This window comes from Microbacterium shimangi (genome assembly GCF_043556445.1).
GTDB lineage: Bacteria > Actinomycetota > Actinomycetes > Actinomycetales > Microbacteriaceae > Microbacterium.
Map to the genome: position 1 here is coordinate 1 of NZ_JBIGII010000010.1, position 19,936 is coordinate 19,936.

The window sequence follows — 19,936 nt, forward strand, 5'->3', positions numbered from 1 at the left end:
TTTCCTGTGAGTCCTCTTCGGAAAACCGGAGGGTAAGTTTGTGTGGCGGGGCACGTCGCGACCGCCCCGCCACACGACCTCGGCACCTCTTACTGGATGCCTTCTTTCACGAGCCGCCACTGCTGGCAGGTAGCTCCGGTCGGTCCCCACTGCCGAGCCGCCGCACCGTCTGCGGTCGAGCACCCGGCTATCTCCAGGAGCTTCCCGCTGTTCACGTTGGTGATGGTCCAGAAGCCCGCACTGTTCGGTGCGAGGTTCCAGCGCTGCGTGGCATTCCCCGTCGGCCCCCACTGCGCAGCGCCCACTCCGTCGCCGGTGGCGGCGCCGGGGATCTCGAGCAGCTTCCGGCTGTTCTTGTTCACGAGTTGCGTACTCCCGCCGGTGGCCGGGTCGAGCTTCCAGATCTGCGTCGCGTTCGCCGTGGGTCCCCACTGGCCCGCGGGAGCCCCGTCGGTGAGGAGTGCCGACGATATCTCGAGGAGCTTGTTGCTGTTCCTGTTCTGGATCCTGAACGTCGGCGATAGCGAGGTTCCCGTCTGCGAAACCTGGATCTGGTCGATCTCTGCGAACGTCCCCTGGTAGGCGAACCGAATCGTGTTGGAGCCGGCGTTCAGCGAGGCCGTCGTCTGAGCCCAGAGGTATCTCCCCCAGTTCGCCGTCGCCGGGTAGCTCACCGAGGTCGCCGAACCCCCGTTGACCGACACGGCATGGCTGCTGGTCGCCCCGGTGCCATCGGCGTACCGCACGTTGACGGTGTAGTTGCCTGCTTGGGGAGCCTCGACGGTGAAGGTCACCGTACTGTTCGCGAAGTTGATGTTCCCGATCTTCGATCCGTTGGATGCGTCGCCGTGAGCGACCACCGCAGTGTTCACGTTCGCGGCGTTCTCGGCCTCGTACGCCGTCGCGGTCAGCGGGATGGTGCCGACCCGGATGTCGTTGTACAGGTACGTCTGACTCGGGTTCGAAGGGTTCGGCCGATAGTTGTCGACGTTCGTCGCCTGGTACAGGGTTCGCCCGTCGGGGCTGTAGTCGATGCCCTGCGCGAAGCCGGTGATGGAGCTGGGCCCGTTGAAGGTGACCGCGAACGGAAGCCTTTCCCACGGGCCGACGCCGAGGTTGTAGTTGACGAAGAAGTTCTGCCCGCCGTCGAGGTTTCCGGCCGCATCCAGACCCCATTTCGAGGCAACGACGACCATCCCCTTCGGCCCGCCGGTGGGGACCCACTTGAGGGTCGGGGAAGAGCCGATTCCTCGACCGTCGGCCAGCTCGACCGGCGTACCGAGGCTCGTGGTCGTACCCCAGTTGAGCCCATCGGGCGACTTCTTGAAGAACACCGGCGATGCGTTGGAGAACGCGTAGCCGGTCGCGTTCACAACCTCGTAGGTGGCGATGTACGAACCGTCAGGGAGTTTGTCGACGGTGATCATTCCGGGCCGGTGGTTCTGGTCGGTCGGCGCCGAGACGTTCGCGAGCGCCCCCCAGGTTTGCCCCCCGTCGAGGGAGCGGCGGTACGAGACGGCCTGCAAGACACCGTTCGCCTTCTGCCTTTCGTCGGAGAAGTAGGCCACGAGACCTCCACCGCCGTCGACGGCCAGCGTCGGCTCCCACACCGTGGTGGTGGTGGAAGTCGATGAGGGGTCGTAGACAGCGGGGCCGCCCGTGTCGATCGTGCTGACGTAGGTCCAGGACGCCCCCTGATTCGTGCTCTTGTAGACGACCAGCTTGGTGATCGACGAGGGCGCGTCACGGTCGGCGGCGCGCACCTGGCCAGTGAGAAGCAATGTGCCGGCGCTGAGATTGCCCACGGTCTGCGGCACCTCGAAAAGGAACGGCTGCGCGAGCCGGTCGAGCTGGGTGACGTCCTCTTGACCGGGCGTACCCGGAAATTGCAGGCCGGGGTTCACCGCCGAGATCTTCGACCAGCTCGCACCCTGGTTGGTGCTGCGGAAAATGGGCCACTCTTGGTGACATGCCAGCGCGGGGTTCGCCAAGCACGCCTGAGTATCCGTCGTCGGGTTTGTGCTGGGGTTCACGTCCTTGATGAGGCGCCCGTCGTCGAATGTCGAGATGAGGGTGCCGTTGGAGGATCCGGAGTACTTGAGAGCGACGATTTTTGCGTAGGCGGTTCCCGTGGCGTCACCGCCCTCGTCGTTGAACGACGATCCGTTCGGCGGCGCGTAGACCAATGCACCGTTCCCCGTCGTCACTGCCATCGCCGGTGCTGCGCTCAGGCCCGCGACAGCCATACAAGCCGTCGCAGCCAGGGCCGCGAGGCCGGTGAGCCTCTTCCGCACGTGCCTGTTCTCGTTCCGCGTCATTGCGTCCTCCGTTGGGTTGTGGCGGTGATGCACAACCGCGCAACGCGGCATTTGCATCGTTGTAAAGGAGGGTTGCACAACGTTGTAAAGGCGTCAAGCAACGTTTCGGCTCAGCGTCGCGCGTGCTGAAGGAAGGCGTCGGCGACGGGCGTGCGGTGCCGCTGAAGGACTCCGTTCGCGTCTTCCCGGAGCGCCCAGAGTCCCATGGTCAGCAGGTAGTCCATCGGCGGGCCGTCGCCAGGCCGGTAAGACCACTCCATCATGTCGGTGATGCACCACCAGGTGTACCCGATGACGTCGACTCCGCGGGCCCGGAGGTCGTGGACCTCAGCCACGGATGCGTTCATCCACGCGATTCGTTCGTCGACCGTGCCGGTGTAGCTGGTCTCGGTGAGGAAGACCGGCTTGTCGTAGCGCTCTGCGAACGAGGTCAGCACGTCCGACATGCCCGCGACGCCCGCGTTGAGCCGCGGCCGGAGATCACGCGGACCGCCGGATCGCACGACCCCCTCCTCGAAGATCTCGGTCGAATGCTGCGGGTAGTAATTGACCCCGACGACATCGGGCTGAGCCGTGTGACTGCTCGCCCACTCCAGGTCATTGTCCGAGAACCCGTGCCGACGAAGGTAGGGCTCGAGAGCGTGTCCCGGCCCGACGCGCCCCATCACCAGATCCTGGACGAGGAAGGCACGTTCGCGGAGGTGTTCGTGGGTGGCGGTATGGGCGTGCGTAGCGCCCGCGAAGCGGAAGGATGCCTCGACATGGACGAAGTCGGCAGCCGCGTCGACCTCGGCAATGGCCTGCTGGGTCGTGACGATGCCGCGGGAGATGCCGCGAAGAACGTCTACGAAGCCGGTGTCGCCCGCGCGGTAGGGAGGCCACTGGGCGAACTCACCGCAGTACATGATGTTGAGGAGCGGCTCGTTCAAGGGCGTGTAGTGGGCGATGCGCCCGGCATACCGTTCGGCAACCGCTGCCGCGTACTCGGCGACGCGTTGGGGGTAGTCCGGGTTGACGAACTCGTCGGTCAGCCAGAGCGGGGTGCCGTAATGAACGAGGTCTGCGACGAGGTCGAGTCCCAACTCGTTGAAGCGGTCTACGACCTCGTCGAGCCAGCCCCATTCCCACTGGCCCGGCTGGGGGTTCACCTTGTACCAGGGGATTCCCCATCGCACCATGTCGCTGCCGACCTCGGCGCAGTAGCCGAGGTCTTCTCGCCAGAAGCGGTAATGCTGCATGAGCTCGTATTCGTCCAGAGCCCGCTCCCCCGGGCGGATCTGGGGAATGAAAGTATCCTCGACCCCCATCGCGAACCGCAGACGGCCGTCCTCGTACCACTTCACTTCATCACCGTTTCATCTCGTTGTCGTTCGTACCGGCACACGTCGCCGGGCAGCCCACGACCCGCATCGAGTGCGCACTCGATGCGGGTCGCGAGGCTTCCATCGTCAGCCGGCGAGGGCGGCTTCCATCTCGGACTGAGCCGTCGCCAGCAGTTCGGCCGGGTCGCCACCGGCGAGTGCCTTCTGCGTTGCCGTATCGAGCGCGGTGAGCACGTCCGTCGACGCAATGACACCCGGCAACAGCGCGACACCGTATTCAGACTGATCGGTCAGTGCGGCGACGACGGGGTTCTCCGCCACGTCTTCCGAAGTGACGTCCGATGTGAGGGGCGGCCACCCGGAGGCGAGCGACCACGTCACCATGTTGTCTTTCTGGTAGAACCACGTGAAGAAGCTCTCAGCCGCGGCCTTCTCCTCGTCGCTGGCCTGCGCGGTGACACTCATGTCCACGGCGAGCGCAGACGCTTCGACGCCCGAAGGACCCGCGGGGATGGTCGCGATGCCGTAGTCGATCCCGGCTTCTTTCGAGACCGTCGCCATCCACGGACCACCGAGGGTCATCGCGACCTTTCCCGCGCTGAAAAGACCGTCCGCGTCAGCCCCGGTCACCCCGGTGGGCGAGAACTTCCCGGCTTGGACCGCGTCCGCCCAGAAGGCGAGGGTCTCCACGTTCTCCGCCGAATCGATGACGACCTCGCCGTCACCGGTGACGACGTCACCGCCGCCGCTCTTGAACAGCGACGGCCACACGCCGTTGCCCACCGTCACATTGTCTTGCAAGGCCAGACCGTACTGCTCGGGCTCGCCGTCTCCGTTGGTATCGACGGTGAGGGTCTTCGCCGCGTCGACCCATTCATCCCACGTGGTGGGGACGGAGACTCCCGCCGCCTCGAACATCGTCTTGTTGTAGAACATCGTCAGCGGCGTGAAGCTGAGCGGCACGCCGTACCTCTCACCGTCCACCACACCTGTTGCGACGGCGCCCTCATTGAGGACGCTGGCCCCGCTGTCTTCCCGGTCGTACCAGTCATCGAGTGGCTGGAGCGCATTCTTCGAGGCGAAGACCGGAATGTTCTCCGGCGGGATGGCCATGAGCTGTGGTCCGTTACCCGAACTGAGCGCAGGCAGGGCCGAGTCGAGGAGTGTGGCCCACGGCTTCACGGTCGGCGTGATGACGACGGCGTCCTGCGAGCTGTTGAACTCCTCCACGAGGTCGTTCAACACGTCGCCGTCCGCCTCCGTGTAGCCGTGCCAGAAGGCCAGCTGCACGGGGCCGTCCGACGATGGCGCGGACGCCGCGCACCCGGACATCGCCACGGCCGCGACGCCGGCTATTGCCAGGGCGGATAGTGCTTTCTTCATCAGGGGAATCCCTCCACAGGTCGACTTCGCTGTCGGGTGTCGAGACGGAGTCTCGCTCACGCTTATACAACGTTGTAAGTTACGTACTGAAGCAAATATTCATCGATGCGTGCGTCGTTGTCAAGACGGCCGGAACATCTGCGGGTGGAACATCCTCCACTGCTCGCCTCGCCGACTTGACGACTGTCGGCCGGCGTATCTACTCTGACGTTACAACGTTGTAAGAGAGAAGCAGCAATGACCGCTACCGCCTCCCGGCCCGTCCGCAAGTACCGGCCCCCCGCGCCGCTCGGCGGCCGCGCCCCGATCGGAGGATCCGCGAAGCGCCGGCTCACCGTGGTCGCGTTCCTGCTCCCCGCGGTGACGATCCTCGCGCTCTTCGTCTTCTGGCCGATGCTCTCGGCGCTGCAGCTGTCGTTCACGGACGCAAGCGGGTTCGGCAACGCGGAGTTCGTCGGCCTGTCCAACTACATCGAAGTGTTCTCCGATCCGGAGATCATCCGCGCGATGGGAAACACGGTCGTCTACACCGTCCTGTTCACACCCCTGGCGGTCGGGGCAGCGCTGCTCTTGGCACTCGCGCTGAACAGCCCGTTCCTTCCTCTGCGCGGCGCATTCCGCACCTGGCTTTTCCTGCCGTTCATCGTTTCGCTCGCTGTCGCCGCTTTCGCGTGGCAATACCTGCTGGACCCCCAAGTGGGCCTGCTGAACTACTGGCTGCAGATCTTCGGCATCCGCATCGGCAACGTACTCCAGGACCCCGTCCTCGCCATGCCGACTGTCGTTCTGGTAGCCGTCTGGAAAAGCTTCGCGTTCTACATGATCGTGTTCCTCGCCGGGCTCCAGGACATCCCGGCGAGCCTGTATGAAGCAGCTCGCATGGACGGCGCGGGACCCATCGCGCGATTCCGTCACGTCACCTTGCCCCTGCTGGGCAACACCACGGGATTCGTCCTCATCATCGCGACCATCGCGGCACTGCAAGCCTTCGACCAGATCTACGTTCTCACCGGCGGCGGCCCCTACCGCAGCACCCAGACGGTCGTCATGCAGATCTACCAGTCCGGCTTCCGCGATCTCGAACTCGGGTTCGCGTCCGCGCTCTCCTATGTTCTCCTCGTTGCGACGCTGATCCTCAGCCTGGTCCAGTTCGCTCTCACCGGTCGCCGTGCGAAGGACGCAGCCTGATGACTCTCACCGTTCCTCGTCGCCCCACGCCGGCCTCCGTGCAGGTCGGGCGAGGCCTCTTCTTCGTCGCCATGCTGGTCGTGTCGGCGCTGATCCTTCTGCCGATCCTCATCATCGCCTTCACGGCGTTCAAGCCGGTCGGCGAGGTGAACGCGTTCCCCCCTTCCCTCCTCCCCGCGCAATGGACGCTGGACAACTTCGCGCGGATCTTCTCCGATCTCCCCTTCGGGCGACTCATCCTGAACAGCTTCGTCTTCGCGGGCGGTGTGACGCTGTGCGCCTTGGTCTTCGATTCGCTCGCCGCCTACGTTCTGGCCCGCATCGATTTCCGGGGCAGCCGGCTGCTTCTCGTCATCATCGTCGCGAGCCTCATGATCCCGTTCCAGGCGACCCTGATCCCGATCTATCAACTCGTCTCCGACCTCGGGTGGGTCAATACGTTCTGGGGCCTCATCATCCCGAGGGCCGCCGATGCCTTCGGCATCTTCTTCCTCCGACAGTTCTTCCTGTCCCTCCCCCGCGATCTCGACAGCGCCGCACGAATAGACGGCGCATCGGAGTTCCGCATCTTTCGGAGCATCGTCATCCCCAACGCGGTGCCCGCCCTGATGACGCTGGGCATCTACACGTTCGTCAACAACTGGAACGACCTTCTCTGGCCGCTCGTCTTCACGACCGAACAAGACATGGGAACCATCACCTCGGGGCTGACGCTTCTCACCGGACCGAGCGGCATCATCCCTTACGGCGTCATGATGGCCGGCTCGCTCATCGCCGTCATCCCGCTCGCGGTCATGTTCCTCTTCGTACAACGCCGCTTCATCGAGAGCGTCGCCAGCACCGGCCTGAAATAGACCGAGCGCCCGCGCCGTCGCCGGCCGACCCACCTCACTTCGCAGAACCTGACCACGAAAGGCTGACATGGCCACCGCACGACTGATCTTCGACACCCGCCGACCCGTCGGCCCCGTCAACCGGCGCGTCTTCGGATCCTTCATCGAACACCTCGGACGAGCCGTATACGACGGAATCCACGAGCCCACCCACCCCACGGCCGATGCCGACGGATTTCGGAACGACGTCAAAGACCTCGTCCGCGAACTCGGGGTGAGCGCCATCCGCTACCCCGGCGGCAACTTCGTCTCCGGATTCCGGTGGGAAGACAGCGTCGGCCCCCGAGAAGACCGGCCGCAACGGCTCGACCTCGCCTGGCACTCCACCGAGAGCAACCACGTCGGTCTGCACGAGTTCGCGAGCTGGCTCGAAGCCGTTGACAGCGAGCTCATGCTCGCCGTCAACCTCGGGACACGCGGCACCTCGGAAGCACTCGACCTGCTCGAGTACTCCAACCTCGCCACCGGTTCCGCCCTCTCGAGCGAGCGCGTCGCCAACGGTCGGACTGCCCCGTTCGACGTGCGCATGTGGTGCCTCGGAAACGAAATGGACGGCCCGTGGCAGCTCGGCCACCGATCCGCCGACGACTACGGAAAGCTCGCCGCCCAGACCGCCCGCGCCATGCGCATGTTCGACCCGACCCTGGAACTCGTGGTCTGCGGATCATCCGCGCGCGACATGCCCACGTTCGGCGAGTGGGAGCGGGTGGTCCTCTCCCACGCCTACGACGACGTGGACTACATCTCCTGCCACGCCTACTACGCAGAGAAGGACGGCGACTTGGGCAGCTTCCTCGCCTCCGCCGTCGACATGGACTCTTTCATCGAATCGGTCGTCGCGACCATCGATCATGTCAAAGCCGTGAAGAAGAGCGACCACGAGGTCTTCATCTCGTTCGACGAGTGGAACGTGTGGGACACCGCCCGGTTCGAGAACGTCGACAAGATCACCGGTGTCGACAACTGGCCTGTTGCTCCGCGCCTCCTGGAAGACGCCTACACCGTGGCTGACGCGGTCGTCGTGGGCAACCTGCTCATCTCGCTGCTGCGCCGCGCCGATCGCGTGACGAGCGCCTCCCTCGCGCAGCTGGTCAACGTCATCGCGCCGATCATGACCGAGCCGGGTGGCATCGCATGGAAACAAACCACCTTCTTCCCCTTCGCGCTCACCTCGGCACTCGCGACGGGGCAGAGCATCCCGACCGAGGTCACGTGCGATGTCTACGAGACGCAGAGGTACGGCGCAGTCCCCCTCGTCGACGCGGTGACCACCGTGGACGAGGAGCTCGGACGAGCGAGCATCTTCGCGGTGAACCGCTCTCAGACCGATGTCGTCCAGCTGCGGATCCCCGTATCGGACTTCGGCGACATCACCGACGCCTCCGCGCAGACCCTCTCCGATGACGACCCGTACGCCGGCAACTCCCTGACGGCCCCGGAGCGGGTCGACCTGCACGCCAACGCGACGCTTCGCACCGAGGGTGACGAGATGATCATCGACCTTCCACCTGTCTCCTGGTCCGCGATCTCGCTGACCCGCGGGGCCCAGGCACGCTGACCTCCGGGGTTGGTCGTGGATGACCCACACGGGCCACCGGTCGGCTCAGCGCCGCGATAGGGACCACGTCGGCAGCTCCACCTCTGCACGGAGTCCTGCGGCGATCTGTGCGCACGCGACGCCCTGGTCGAAAAGGGATTGGCGGATGCTGGTGAACCCCAGCGATTCCGCGATGTCGCTGTCGTCCCATCCGGTCACGGTGATCGCGTCTCCCATCGCGTCGAGGGCGCCCGCGGCCAGTTGATCGCTCATCGTGATCACGACATCGGGGCGAATGAACTCCGATGCTCTCGAGAGGGCTCGCTCGCCGTCATGCCGGGTATTGCGGGACACGACAGCCACGGGGATGTCGTTCCATCGGCGACCCGTCTGTTCGACCGCGTCGCGGAAACCCGCGAGCCGCGACCGCGTCACGGGGTACGTCGCCGCTGCTTCGGGCCCCCAGAAGAAGCCCTCCTCGCGATCTCGAGCGAAGGGCAGAGAGACCACGAGCGGTGACAGCGCTCGTGCGAGAACGTGAGACGCGATGCTTCGCGCGGCTTCGCGATCGTCCGCCGAGACGGCGAGTATTCCGGCGCTCGCGGGCCCTCCCTGGATGGCGGCAGGCCGACCGGTTGCCGCGACGGCGTCCAACACCGGATCACCGACCACCGTGGTCCAGAGCACGAACCCGTCCACCGCTGCTTCTCTAACACGGTCCGCGTCGTCCTGCGCTCCCGTGGCGGGGATCAATACGAGGCCCAGCCGATTCTCGACGCACACCCGCGAGACACCGGCGAGAAAACGGGAGGCCTGCGCGTCTTCGAAGGCGTAGGTGAGGTGCTCACCGAGAATCACCCCGAGGTTGCCGGTCGATCCACTGCGCAAGGAGCGGGCCACGGGGTCGGGGCCGCGGTATCCGAGTCTGGCGGCAGCATCCAGCACCTTCGCCCGGGTGCCGGCGGCGACCCGGTCGGGGCGCGTGTAGGTATAGCTGACAGTCATCGGTGCGACGCCCGCTTCAGCAGCGACTTGTCGCATCGTCACCTTGGGGTTCGCCACACGGAGAGTCTACCTGTGTATCGTTACACACATGCGCGCCACCTCTGCTCCGTATATTGCATTCGCCGGATTCGGCATCTTCTGGGGCGCCTGGGGGGCGAGCCTTCCCGGTCTGCGAGATGCGGCGGAGCTCTCCGACGCGCAGCTCGGCACCGCGCTCCTGTACGTGGGGATCGGTGCAGTCCCCGCGATGGCGCTGACGGGGCGGGCAGTGGATCGGTTCGGCGTACGGGTGGCGGGGCTCGCACTCGTCGCGCTCGCACTGAGCGGGGTCGGCCTGGCCGCGTGGGGACGCGATTTCGCCGCCCTCGCCGTGGGGATGCTTCTCGTGGGAGCCACGTCCGGCGCCGCCGACGTCGGCGCGAACTCTCTTGCCGGGTTGGCCGAACGGCGCTCAGGGAGGCGAGTGATCACACTCGCCCACGCCGTCTTCTCTTCCTTCGTCGTGGTCGGCAGTCTGGGGGCCGGAACGATGACCGCAGCGACCGGCGGGACCGTGCCCACCTTCACCCTCGCCGGCCTGCTGATCGCAGCATCCGGCGTGTGGGTGTTCCGGTTCGGAACCGGCCCGCTGCCTCGCCATCGAGAACAGCCGCCGCAAGAACGCCGCCGACTATCCGCCGTGCTGCCGTTCGCGGCGGTGGGCGTGGTCGGAGCTCTCGGCTTCGCCGCGGAGAACGCCCACCAGAGCTGGGGCGCGGTCTTCTTGACCGACGAGCTGCAGGCCACTCCCCTCGTCGCCGCCTTTGCCCCCGCCGCGTTCGCCGCATTCGCCGCGGTCACCCGCTTCGGAGTGGGCACGTCGACACGGATTCCGGAGCGCGCGATCCTGTGGGGAGGGGCGGGCACTGCGGTGATCGGCACGGTGCTTCTGGCAGGGGCACCGACCATTCCCGTGGCTCTCGCGGGGCTCGCGATCGCCGCGGTGGGGACGTCCGTGTTGTTCCCTACGCTCCTCAGCCGGGCGACCCGCGACGTCACCGACGTCGCGCGGGGACGAGCAACATCGATCATCGGAACGACCGCATACCTCGGATTCGTCCTCGGGCCGGTGTACGTGGGGTATCTCTCGAGTTCCCTCGGCCTCCGCGGCGCCCTGATCGGCGTGGCCGCGCTCTGCCTCGCCTTCGGCATTCTCGCCCCCCTCCCCACTCGGAAGACGCCTTCGGCAGGCCCCGCGACCGCGCCTGTTTCTCAGAACGGGGCCGCGTGATGATCTTGCGATGAGATTCGCGCGCGGCGCGCTCGCCCCTGAACGTGCGGCGGGAAACGAAAAAGGCCACCGGAGTCCGGTGGCCTTTTTCGATGTCGTCGTTCTCGTACAAGCACGAGCACTGAGTTCTGGTGGCGAGTGAGGGATTCGAACCCCCGAATGCTGAGCAGTCTGATTTACAGTCAGATCCCTTTGGCCGCTTGGGTAACTCGCCAGGTGCGCACCCGCCCGGCTTTTTCAGTCGACCAGAGGCGCGAGAAACCATATTACTCTGACGCGCGCGCCGCACCGAACCACCTTCGACGGGGCTCGGACTCGCGGGTTCAGGATGCTGTCGAGCCGCCCGCGCCCGACACTTCGGCACCGGCGTGCTCCAGCACTCGCTCCACGAAAGCCTCTGTGCGGCGACGGGTGCCGTCGATCCGCAGGTCGACGCTCGCTCGCAACTCGCTGGGCGCGAGGGGCATCGCGAGCCGCACGTTCTCGTGGCATGAGAGGTCGGCGCAGATGTAGGTGCCGATACTGTCGCCCGCCTCTCCGGACCGCCCGGCCTTGCGGGCGGTGAAGAGCGTGACCTGGTCGGCGGGCTGCATCGTGTGGCACAGGTTGCACAGCGCCGAACGCGCCCGCGACGACCCCTCGGCCCCGCGCAGCACGACGCCGACCGACGCGCCGTCACTCTCGACGACGATGTACCCGCGGCCGCGGGTGTTCGGGTCGCGCCAGGCCAGAAAGTCGAGGTGGTCCCAGTCGAGCAGCATGAAATCCACGGGCATCGCCGCGATCCGACGCTCGTCCGTCGTCGCATTGACGAAAGAATCGCGCACTTCTTCTTCGATCAGGGCTCGCACGGCCACTAGTCTACGAACCCCCTCGGGAGCCGGGGCCGCAGCATCCGCCTCTCCCCGCCTTCTCCGCACTAACTCAGGCTGGTTGACCACAGCCCTCGCCAGACCCGCGTGATTCCGCCCGACGTCCCCGCCCGTTTCGGATTCAGCCTGAGTTGGTGCGGCCTAGGCTGAGCGAGTGGTTGACGCAGCGGATGCCGACGACTGGTCGGACGTCGCAACCGGCTGGGCCGAGCTGTGGGGAGCTGTCGCCCGGCCCGCGCAAGACGCCATCGTCGCCGCTGCGGGCATCGGCCCGGGCACCCGTGTCCTCGACGTCGGATGCGGCACCGGCGAGTTCCTCCGGGTCCTGCGCGACGCGGGCGCGACGCCGATGGGGGTGGACCCCGCGCCGCACATGCGCGCCCACGCCCGCGGCGGAGGCTTCGACGTCCGCGAGGGCGATGCCGAACACCTGCCGTTCCCCGACGCGTCGTTCGACGTCGTCACCGCCGTCAACGCCCTGCAGTTCGCCGACGACACCGCCGATGCGCTCCGCGAGTTCGCCCGCGTACTGATTCCGGGTGGCCGCATCGCCGTCGCGAACTGGGCCGAGGGCGCGCGCAACGACATCGACGTGATCGAGCACGCGATCGCCGAGGCCGACGAGTCCGACCCTCTGCCCGACGGCCCGCTGCGGCCGCCGGGAGGGCTGGAGGCCGCTCTCGCCGACGCCGGCCTCGCGGTCGTCGCTTCGGGGCACATCGCCGTCCCGTGGACCGCGCCCGACGCCGACACCCTCGCCCGCGGCATCTTGCTCGGCGAAGATCCGGCGACCATCGACACCCTGCGTGCCGCCGTGATCGAGGCGGCCGCGCCGTTCCGCAGCGGCGACGGCTATCTCCTGCGCAACGTCTTCCGCTGGGCCGTCGCCGAGGCCTGACCCGCCCCGCAGCCGCCCGCCGTCGCGGCTAAACTCTCGGCATGGCTGATTCCTCTTTCGACATCGTGAGCAAGGTCGACCACCAGGAGGCCGAGAACGCCCTCAACCAGGCGCACAAAGAGGTCGAGCAGCGCTACGACTTCAAAGGCACCGGCGCCTCGATCGAGTGGAGCGGCGAGGCCGTGCTCATCAAGGCCGGCACCGAAGAGCGCGCGAAGGCGGTGCTCGACGTCTTCCAGACCAAGCTCATCAAGCGCGGAATCTCGCTGAAGAGCCTCGAGAGCGGCGAACCGACGCCGAGCGGTAAAGAGTTCCGCATCACCTCGACCCTCAAAGACGGCATCTCGACCGAGAACGCGAAGAAGATCGGCAAGATCATCCGCGACGAGGGGCCCAAGGGCGTCAAGTCGCAGATCCAGGGCGACGAGCTGCGCGTGCAGTCGAAGAGCCGTGACGACCTGCAAGAGGTCATGCGCCTGCTGCGGGCTGCCGACCTCGACCTCGACCTGCAGTTCATCAACTACCGCTAGGATAACCCTGTGACCTGGGCTTTTGTGGTCTGAGTCCGCCCAGAGTCCGTCGAAGTCAGCACGGAGCTCATGAACTCCGCCGTCGCGGCGCGCGTCTTGTCCTCCGCAGAGGGCCACAGGTGCGCGTACACGTTGAGGGTGATCGACGGTTGAGCGTGCCCCAGTGCCCGCTGCACCGTCACGACGTCGCACCCTGACGCGATCAAGTTTGAGGCGTACGTGTGCCGCAGCGTGTGAATCGTGACATCATCGCCGACGCCCGCAGCGGCCCGGATGCGCCGCCACTCCCCCGCCGCGCTGTTCCGGTTCCACATCTGCCCGAGCGGCGTCGTGAACAGCATCTCGTCGTGAGCCTTCACGGCGTGCCGTGCGACGTGCGCCGCGAGGATCTTCGTCAGCTCGTCAGGCACGAACACCGTGCGCTCCGAACCGCACTTCGGAGGAACCAACGTCGAGGCCTTGATAGTCGAGCCCTGCACCTGTCGCTCGACCCGGATTGACCGGCCGAGGAAGTTCACATCGCGAAGCTGCAGGCCGGCCGCCTCGCCGAGGCGCAGGCCCGCGAACGCGCACACTGCGATGAACGCACCGAAGTCCCCCGCACCCTCGAGCGCAGCGCGGACCTGCTCAGCGCTGAGCAGCTTCATCGCCGCCTCAGCCTTCCGGGTCCGCGGCGCCTTCACGCTCAATACCGGGCTTGTCGGGATCACCCTGTCGATCGCCGCGGCGCGGAACGCCATCTGCACGTAGTTGAGACGGGTCTTGATGGTGGAGGCGGCGAGGCCACGCTTTGACTCCCCCGTGACCCAGGCCTGCACGTGCGAGGCCTTCACCGACGCAATCGGCTTTTCGCCCCACGGTACTGACGAGAACGCAGTAGACGCCGCTTGACGAGTCCCTTCGACCCACGTCTGCCGGTCCATCCACGACTTCACCCAGACCGACCACGTCACCTTGCCGGCGCGCGGGTCCGCGTACTGCCCAGTGACAACCGCCGCCGTGACCTCATCGAGCCACCGCTGCGCGTCCCGCTTCAGGGGAAAGTGGCGGGCATGCTCGTGTCCGTCAGCATCCTCGTACCGAGCGCGCCACGAACCGCTAGGCCTCTGCTGGATGCTCGCCACGTTTCACCTCGCCCAAGTAGCCGCCCCCCGTGACGTATCTCCATTTATCGACGTCGGCGAACAGGGCACGCATAGCGACCACTTCGCTGACGAACCGCTTGTAGCTGGCCACGGCCGCGGGATCAACGCCCGGCGGGTGGTCCAGACCAAGCCCCAGAAGGTGCTCGACCCCCGCTGGGATGGACGGGCCATCCTCGTGCCAGTGCGGTCGGTGCAGCTCAATTCGCTGCACTAAATTGCCCGCTGTCCATCGGGCCCGGTTCACGAACGTGATTGCCCCGGCAGGCTTCTCAATCTCGCTCTGGACGAAGACATCGGGGCCCTTCCTTCTGGTGTCGTAGGCAAAGAGAAGTTGGACAATGTCCTGCTCGAGTTCGTGGACGAGCCTGTCGATTTCAAGGCATGAGATCGCGCGGCTGGTGAGCACGAAGCGGTCGGATGATATCTCTTGTCGCTCGGGAGTGAGCGTGGCCATGAGCGCGTCCGCGCTGCGAACCGAGGCGCCGGGGCGTACCTCGACGATCTCGCCGGGGGGATAAAGAAGATCCAGAACGTTCGACCCGAGCGCCGAAGCGTAGGTCTCTAGTTCGGACGTTGAGAGCGACTTGCGCTTCCCCGCGAACAGGCTGTTGAGGCTTGCGACAGTGACCCAGTCCGCGCCAGGCATCACCTCGTTGCACCGTGCTGCCAGCTCCTCCGTCGGGAACAGCAGCCCTGGGTGCATCCCGGAAGCCCTGTACTTCGACGTGCCACTTCCGGAGGTGGACCGTCTTCTGGCGCAGGCCGATGAGAAGCAGCGCCACGGTACTCCCTGACGGAAGCACACGAGAACGCCCTCTTGGTCTCGCTACGGCGGGGTTCGAGGGGGCGCTTTTCTCGTTCATCACCGACACGGCCCCGACCAAGGCGGATCTGTCATACTCGCTGCATGGAAAACGGGGAATTCGCGGCGCAGCTTCAGTGGGTCGGAGACATGGTTTCGCCGCCTGCTCCGGTGAATCAGATTCTGGTGCTCGCCGATTCGCCGGTCCAGGGCTCGGACAGGCCAGACACTCACGTGTTGGTGTTCGGGTACGTATCACCGCCAGCGATTATCGGTGAACTCACGCCGGAGCAGATCGCTCAGATCATCAGCCAACCGCTTCCGGTCATACCGCAGGGGCGTTTCGTGCTGTCGACCGCGCGACTGCGCGAATTCCGCGACGTAATCAACACCCACCTGCATCGCGCGGGCATCGAGCAGTGACTTCCTTCCGGCTGATCGCCGCGGAGGTGACTGCCCTCGCCCTGGCGGGGACGCCGAACGGTGCTCCAACCCCGAGGTTCGACATCTCGCACGTGCGTCTCATGGACGAGCGAGGCCACATCGGTTCGACTTCGGAGCACGCATCCGCAAGGGTCTTGCCGCCAGCTGCCAGGTGGGGGAGGATCTCTGCCATGGTCGCTCGTGCACTGGCAGCCGCTCGCGACGATGGGTCTCCCATTGCGCTGTCAGCTTGCCGTCTGGGATACGGAGTCGCTGCTTCGTTGAATGCACCGGGCGCGCCCGCGCCGACCATCACCGACAACGAGCTCGGCGGCATCGTCTTCTACTGGAAGGGGATGCACCGAGAGATCCAAATCGAAATCGACGCTGACAGCACGTACTTCATTCGCGTTCGCGGAGCCGAAGGCACAGTGGAGTTCGCTCGAGAAGGGTTTGGATCGGTGCCCATGGACGAGATCAACGCTTCTCTTCAGAGTTGGGCAGCGGAACGCCGCAGCAAGTCCCTGTCGTTCCGGGCATGAGCCCACGCCCCGACATCGCGCCTCTTCCAGACGGGGACCCAACTCACGTCTACGTGCGCCGCCTGCTGCCCTCCTGCGTGACGAGGAACGCGGATACTGACGCTGTCGAGATGGTCCCGCACAAAGCGTTCGTGTTCAACCCAGACCTGTCAATCCATAGCGAGGGCATCATCATCCGGATGGGTTCCACCGTGCCGGTGGAATACGTCATGCCCCCGAACGGTGCGATCGTGGTGCCCGTACGCGCGCTGGTGTCGGGCGGAGCGCACTTGAAGCACACTCCTCATTCGCTCGAACCAATTCTTGGGCCAGCCCACCACTCGCTCTACGGGGCAACGCTCACGCCAACGAAAGCGGACAAGGCAGACATGCGCGACGCGCTCATCGCGCAGAGCGAGTGGGTTGGGGACCCTCCGCAACCTGAACCCCCGCTGGACTAGGTGGTTCTGCGGCGGGTAACTGCATTCCTCCACACGGTGATCTCCCAACCACCACCGGGCCCGTCGACCCAGACGAGCGCGACCGCCGGTTTGGGTGTGGGTGCAGTTCCCGCACCGGGTGGCCGATGCAGATGCGATCGTTGTAGCCCTTCACGTAGCCGTGCACCCGCTCGCGCGGCTGCGGAATACGATTGGTGCTGTGATGGGCGATCGTAGCGGGACCGGCGTAGACGACGTCAATGGCGTCGGTGCTGTGTCCTGGTCTGTGCGATACACGCAAGCCGGCAGCGGCGCCTGGTCCAAGCAGTTCGAGACCGCGGCGCACGCAGACGGCCGCGCACTCACTCCCGACGAACTCCGGATCGTGAAGGCCTTCCTCCACGTGAACTGAGGGAACAGCGGCTCCGGTATTCCAGGTAGCCCTTCCAGCACGGAACAACGCCCCCTCGGGCTCGCCATCACGGCGAGCCCGAGGGGGCGTTTTTCGTTTCAGCCGCGGCCGTCGGCGGCAAGATCTTCGGGAGAGATGCCGGCCTCTTCGTCGCCGAGGTCATCCGCTTGGGCGTGCAGGTCCGAGTAGCTCGGAGGACGAACGTACATGGTGTCGTCGCTGACCTCGGGGTGCTTCGATTGCCCAAGTCTTACGAGCGATGACTCGTCCGTCCCGACGAACCCGTAGATCGTGTAGCCGTACTCGTCTCTATGAACGACGTCGCCGCCCCATCGGAGGTCGTAGTTCTCACGACGGTGCGTGTCGAGGTGGTTCTGTACGCGATCGGGGAGCTCTTCAACATTGAGATCGTGGATCTCGCCAGAGCGCTCTCCCCTTCCATTGGTGCTTCCTTGCAGTCGGATAGTGATCGCCATGCCGCAGATCGTACCCGTTCACCATTCAGACGGTGAGGATCGCGGAGAGCTCGACCCTGCTGCGCGAGGCGTCATTGGGGACACCATTTGGTTGGATCAACGTCGGGAAGTACGTCGCCCGCCGGCGCGAACTGACGCGATCTCAGACATATGGAAGGCCTCTAGGGGACGACCCGGCGCCCCCGGGAGCATACTGACCACATGCGATTCACTCCGGACGAGATCGTACAGATCGCCGACATGGTGTCCCAGCGCGTTCTCGGAACCGTGCACAAGAACGGCTTCACCCGAGATCAAGCTGCTGAGTACACGGGGCTCAGCATCTACAAGATCAAGACCGCGATCCGCGACAACACTTTGCCTGCACGGCAGCACGGGAAGGACATCATCATCCTCCGCGGCGACCTCGACTTGTGGATGAAAACCTGGCCGGTTGCCTAATGGCCAGCAGCCCAGCGTGATCGGTCTACGGGCTTGGGCTACCCCCACAGGTCGAAGGATTCCTGCGGCACCTCGTGCGGGTGGTGCGAGAGGTGTGTCATGGCCGACGTCCCACTTGCGTGGAGGTGGCTCGCAGTCCGCCGAAAGTCCGCCGTATTTCCCACCCGGCACAGTCAACGCCAACCCGTTGCAATCGCCTCTGGCCTGATCAGGAGTCAAATGCCGATCAATCTGAATTCTGCCCAATCACTATGTTGCAGTTCATCAACTACCGCTAGAAGGCGGGCGGATGCTGCGGATCGGTCGCTGAGCCGACCGCGCACAACGGCCATCGGCACGCAGCTCCGCACGCGCGAAGAACCCCCGAGGATTTCCCCGGGGGTTTCTCACGCGGTGCGAATCAGACCGGGGTGTTCTCCGGGTCGACCGTGAAATTCTGGCCGCAGTACACCGGGTCTGAGCCGTGCTGCTGCTTTCCCGTCGGCACGGTGCGCTGCGCGCCGTTGATGTAGTGCGTGTCGGTCGAGACGTAGTCGCTGCCGAAGCTGTCCATGATGTCGACGCGGATGCGCCCCTCTTCCACAGCCATCTCGGTGCCGACGGTGGCAGCGTTCTTCTGGCCGGTCTGAGCGACGATCTCGCGGTTCACTCCAGAGGTGGTCGTCGTCGACTCGGAATACGAGGCGTTGCCCTCGAGTCCCATGCCCCCCCACGAGATGCCGAACTTGCCGCCGGCGGTCCAGGTCTGCGTGAACGAGCGTGACGCGACGATGGTCAACTTGACCTCGCCGAACGGGTTGTCGCAGTTGCTCACCGGGTCGCCGTAGCGGTTCCAGATCATGTTGTAACTCGACACATGGTCGGCCTCGAACGTGCAGTGCACGCTAACGCCGACCTCGTTGATGCCATCGGCACAGGCCGAGGCGAGCTCTCCCTCGGAGGTGCCGTATGCGCTCGCGGGGCTGGCGGGGCCTGCGAGGCTGAACAGTGCCAAGCCGGCCACGACGGTGGCGGTGCCGATTCCGAAACGGGTGCGTGTGGAGGTCTTCATCGTCTACCTTTTCTCTCGCTCATTCGGTTTCCGCCCCCGCGTTCAGGCGGCATACGTCCACGTTGGCAGGGGTCGGGTACGGGCGAGAGGGGCTCCGCGCAGCCGTTAGACCTTCGTCTAGTGGTCGTCGCGAGGTGGTGTTCGTCGGGCGACGAGAAAGCCACGCAAAAACGCGGCGGTGACGAGGGCCGCCCGGTTCTCAGCGTTCCAGCGGCGCATGAGTCGTCCGAGGTGCCATTTCACGGCCTGGGTGCTGTAATCGGTGGCGGCCGCGATCTGTTCCGTCGACTGCCCGATGGCGGCGAGCCCCACCATCTGCAGCGCCGGGTCGGCTTCCCCGTCGACGGCGACGACCGCGACGGTCTCGGTCGAGGGCGCGGCGAGTTCGGGTGCCTCCCACGCCTCCATCCAGTGGGCATGCGCTTCTTGCACGAGGATCGCCGCACGACCGACGAGCACCGTGCATTCCTGCGCCGTCCATCCGGGGTCGGCCGTCTGCAGCAGCGTCGCGAACGCGCGGATCGCGGGAGCCTGGGCGCGCAGCACCACGGCGCGATCGACGTCGTCTCCCCTCGCGCGTTCCGCCAGCTCACGGATGCGGTCGAGCACCGCAACGCTCATCGGCCGCCCCTCGCCGATGGCGCAGAGCATGTCAGGCAACACCGCGGGCACCAGCTCGGCGTACCGCTCCCGCAACCAGCACTCATCGGCGGTGAGCACGGGGCGGTTCTCGGCGGCGTAGATCGCCGGCGAGGCGAGCACCTGCATCACGTGTTCCGCACACGGCGACAGATCGACGAAGACGGCGGGCTGCTCCGTCGAAGCTCGGTTCAGGATGCTGCGCCCCCTTCGACGTCGCGTCGACGTAGCATCCACGTCACAGACGACCGTTTGCTAGCGCTCGGGCGTACGGCGGGTGAACCGGGCGAGCGACGACGCGCCGCGGACCCCTCGACAAGCTCAGGAACGGCTCCCCCGCGGCAGGTCGCTCAGCCTGTCGAAGCGTCCG

The 19,936-nt window shown here is 65.8% G+C and carries 21 protein-coding genes and 1 tRNA gene; 11 read left to right on the forward strand and 11 right to left on the reverse strand.

Translation table 11 applies throughout. From position 1 onward, the window contains the following. Window positions 1-89 precede the first annotated feature (89 nt). The 3 genes from ACFXQA_RS14425 to ACFXQA_RS14435 form a co-directional block, all read right to left on the reverse strand. Window positions 90-2,294, reverse strand: a complete 2,205-nt coding sequence (locus ACFXQA_RS14425; protein ID WP_394520574.1) for an RICIN domain-containing protein — start codon at window positions 2,292-2,294, stop codon at window positions 90-92. A 134-nt stretch (window positions 2,295-2,428) separates the two neighbouring features. Next, the gene (locus tag ACFXQA_RS14430; protein WP_394520575.1) at window positions 2,429-3,661 is read right to left on the reverse strand and encodes a family 1 glycosylhydrolase; all 1,233 of its coding nucleotides are present in this window, start codon (window positions 3,659-3,661) and stop codon (window positions 2,429-2,431) included. 105 nt (window positions 3,662-3,766) lie between these two features. Then, window positions 3,767-5,023 (reverse strand): ABC transporter substrate-binding protein, encoded by a 1,257-nt coding sequence (locus ACFXQA_RS14435; protein WP_394520576.1) that lies wholly within the window; start codon window positions 5,021-5,023, stop codon window positions 3,767-3,769. 237 nt (window positions 5,024-5,260) lie between these two features. On the opposite strand from ACFXQA_RS14435, the gene ACFXQA_RS14440 reads away from it, so the two are divergent. The 3 genes from ACFXQA_RS14440 to arfA all read left to right on the forward strand — a co-directional run bounded on the left by ACFXQA_RS14440 (window position 5,261) and on the right by arfA (window position 8,662). Beyond that, on the forward strand, window positions 5,261-6,211 hold the full coding sequence (locus ACFXQA_RS14440) for a carbohydrate ABC transporter permease (protein ID WP_394520577.1): 951 nt from the start codon (window positions 5,261-5,263) through the stop codon (window positions 6,209-6,211). Beyond that, window positions 6,211-7,065, forward strand: a complete 855-nt coding sequence (locus tag ACFXQA_RS14445; protein ID WP_394520578.1) for a carbohydrate ABC transporter permease — start codon at window positions 6,211-6,213, stop codon at window positions 7,063-7,065. The genes ACFXQA_RS14440 and ACFXQA_RS14445 overlap by 1 nt, the downstream gene beginning before the upstream one ends. 67 nt (window positions 7,066-7,132) lie before the next feature. Continuing rightward, window positions 7,133-8,662 (forward strand): arabinosylfuranosidase ArfA, encoded by a 1,530-nt coding sequence (gene arfA, locus ACFXQA_RS14450; RefSeq protein WP_394520579.1) that lies wholly within the window; start codon window positions 7,133-7,135, stop codon window positions 8,660-8,662. Window positions 8,663-8,707: 45 nt separating this feature from the next. Here the strand turns inward: arfA and ACFXQA_RS14455 are convergent, their stop codons facing one another. Continuing rightward, window positions 8,708-9,703 (reverse strand): LacI family DNA-binding transcriptional regulator, encoded by a 996-nt coding sequence (locus tag ACFXQA_RS14455; protein ID WP_394520580.1) that lies wholly within the window; start codon window positions 9,701-9,703, stop codon window positions 8,708-8,710. A 31-nt stretch (window positions 9,704-9,734) separates the two neighbouring features. Here ACFXQA_RS14455 and ACFXQA_RS14460 point away from each other — a divergent pair, with 31 nt between their 5' ends. Further along, window positions 9,735-10,916 (forward strand): MFS transporter, encoded by a 1,182-nt coding sequence (locus tag ACFXQA_RS14460; RefSeq protein ID WP_394520582.1) that lies wholly within the window; start codon window positions 9,735-9,737, stop codon window positions 10,914-10,916. A gap of 129 nt (window positions 10,917-11,045) precedes the next feature. Here the strand turns inward: ACFXQA_RS14460 and ACFXQA_RS14465 are convergent. Both ACFXQA_RS14465 and ACFXQA_RS14470 read right to left on the reverse strand, forming a co-directional pair. Beyond that, window positions 11,046-11,130: transfer RNA gene (locus ACFXQA_RS14465), tRNA-Tyr, on the reverse strand. 109 nt (window positions 11,131-11,239) lie between these two features. Then, window positions 11,240-11,767 carry an FBP domain-containing protein gene (locus tag ACFXQA_RS14470; RefSeq protein ID WP_394520583.1) on the reverse strand — a complete coding sequence of 176 codons (528 nt, stop codon included), beginning with the start codon at window positions 11,765-11,767 and terminating at the stop codon, window positions 11,240-11,242. Window positions 11,768-11,942: 175 nt separating this feature from the next. Here ACFXQA_RS14470 and ACFXQA_RS14475 point away from each other — a divergent pair, with 175 nt between their 5' ends. After that, the gene (locus tag ACFXQA_RS14475) at window positions 11,943-12,686 is read left to right on the forward strand and encodes a class I SAM-dependent methyltransferase (protein WP_394520584.1); all 744 of its coding nucleotides are present in this window, start codon (window positions 11,943-11,945) and stop codon (window positions 12,684-12,686) included. Between the two features lie 41 nt (window positions 12,687-12,727). Further along, window positions 12,728-13,216, forward strand: a complete 489-nt coding sequence (locus tag ACFXQA_RS14480) for a YajQ family cyclic di-GMP-binding protein (RefSeq protein WP_394520585.1) — start codon at window positions 12,728-12,730, stop codon at window positions 13,214-13,216. On the opposite strand, the gene ACFXQA_RS14485 is transcribed toward ACFXQA_RS14480, so the two are convergent. Together ACFXQA_RS14485 and ACFXQA_RS14490 are read right to left on the reverse strand one after the other, a co-directional pair. After that, a complete protein-coding gene (locus ACFXQA_RS14485) occupies window positions 13,213-14,340 on the reverse strand; it encodes a tyrosine-type recombinase/integrase (RefSeq protein ID WP_394520586.1) in 1,128 nt (375 codons plus the stop codon). The two genes, ACFXQA_RS14480 and ACFXQA_RS14485, sit on opposite strands and share 4 nt — an antisense overlap. Next, window positions 14,315-15,064, reverse strand: coding sequence for a hypothetical protein (locus tag ACFXQA_RS14490; RefSeq protein WP_394520587.1), 750 nt, complete (start codon window positions 15,062-15,064; stop codon window positions 14,315-14,317). Before ACFXQA_RS14490 ends, ACFXQA_RS14485 begins: the two co-directional genes overlap by 26 nt. Before the next feature lie 204 nt (window positions 15,065-15,268). Between ACFXQA_RS14490 and ACFXQA_RS14495 the strand changes: the two genes are divergently transcribed. The 4 genes from ACFXQA_RS14495 (at window position 15,269) to ACFXQA_RS14510 (ending at window position 16,959) form a co-directional block, all read left to right on the forward strand. Further along, window positions 15,269-15,586, forward strand: coding sequence for a hypothetical protein (locus tag ACFXQA_RS14495; RefSeq protein ID WP_394520588.1), 318 nt, complete (start codon window positions 15,269-15,271; stop codon window positions 15,584-15,586). A gap of 191 nt (window positions 15,587-15,777) precedes the next feature. Further along, the gene (locus ACFXQA_RS14500; RefSeq protein WP_394520589.1) at window positions 15,778-16,128 is read left to right on the forward strand and encodes a hypothetical protein; all 351 of its coding nucleotides are present in this window, start codon (window positions 15,778-15,780) and stop codon (window positions 16,126-16,128) included. A gap of 110 nt (window positions 16,129-16,238) precedes the next feature. Continuing rightward, window positions 16,239-16,568: a hypothetical protein gene (locus ACFXQA_RS14505; RefSeq protein ID WP_394520590.1), complete on the forward strand. Its 330-nt coding sequence runs from the start codon at window positions 16,239-16,241 to the stop codon at window positions 16,566-16,568. 253 nt (window positions 16,569-16,821) lie between these two features. Further along, complete coding sequence (locus ACFXQA_RS14510) at window positions 16,822-16,959, forward strand: hypothetical protein (RefSeq protein ID WP_394520591.1); 138 nt, start codon at window positions 16,822-16,824, stop codon at window positions 16,957-16,959. Between the two features lie 98 nt (window positions 16,960-17,057). On the opposite strand, the gene ACFXQA_RS14515 is transcribed toward ACFXQA_RS14510, so the two are convergent. Continuing rightward, window positions 17,058-17,435, reverse strand: a complete 378-nt coding sequence (locus ACFXQA_RS14515; protein WP_394520592.1) for a hypothetical protein — start codon at window positions 17,433-17,435, stop codon at window positions 17,058-17,060. Window positions 17,436-17,636: 201 nt separating this feature from the next. Between ACFXQA_RS14515 and ACFXQA_RS14520 the strand changes: the two genes are divergently transcribed. Next, on the forward strand, window positions 17,637-17,876 hold the full coding sequence (locus ACFXQA_RS14520; RefSeq protein WP_394520593.1) for a helix-turn-helix domain-containing protein: 240 nt from the start codon (window positions 17,637-17,639) through the stop codon (window positions 17,874-17,876). A 400-nt stretch (window positions 17,877-18,276) separates the two neighbouring features. Here ACFXQA_RS14520 and ACFXQA_RS14525 read toward each other — a convergent pair whose 3' ends face one another. Both ACFXQA_RS14525 and ACFXQA_RS14530 read right to left on the reverse strand, forming a co-directional pair. Continuing rightward, window positions 18,277-18,927, reverse strand: a complete 651-nt coding sequence (locus ACFXQA_RS14525; protein WP_394520594.1) for a hypothetical protein — start codon at window positions 18,925-18,927, stop codon at window positions 18,277-18,279. Window positions 18,928-19,044: 117 nt separating this feature from the next. Beyond that, window positions 19,045-19,803, reverse strand: a complete 759-nt coding sequence (locus ACFXQA_RS14530) for a helix-turn-helix transcriptional regulator (RefSeq protein ID WP_394520595.1) — start codon at window positions 19,801-19,803, stop codon at window positions 19,045-19,047. Window positions 19,804-19,936 lie beyond the last annotated feature (133 nt).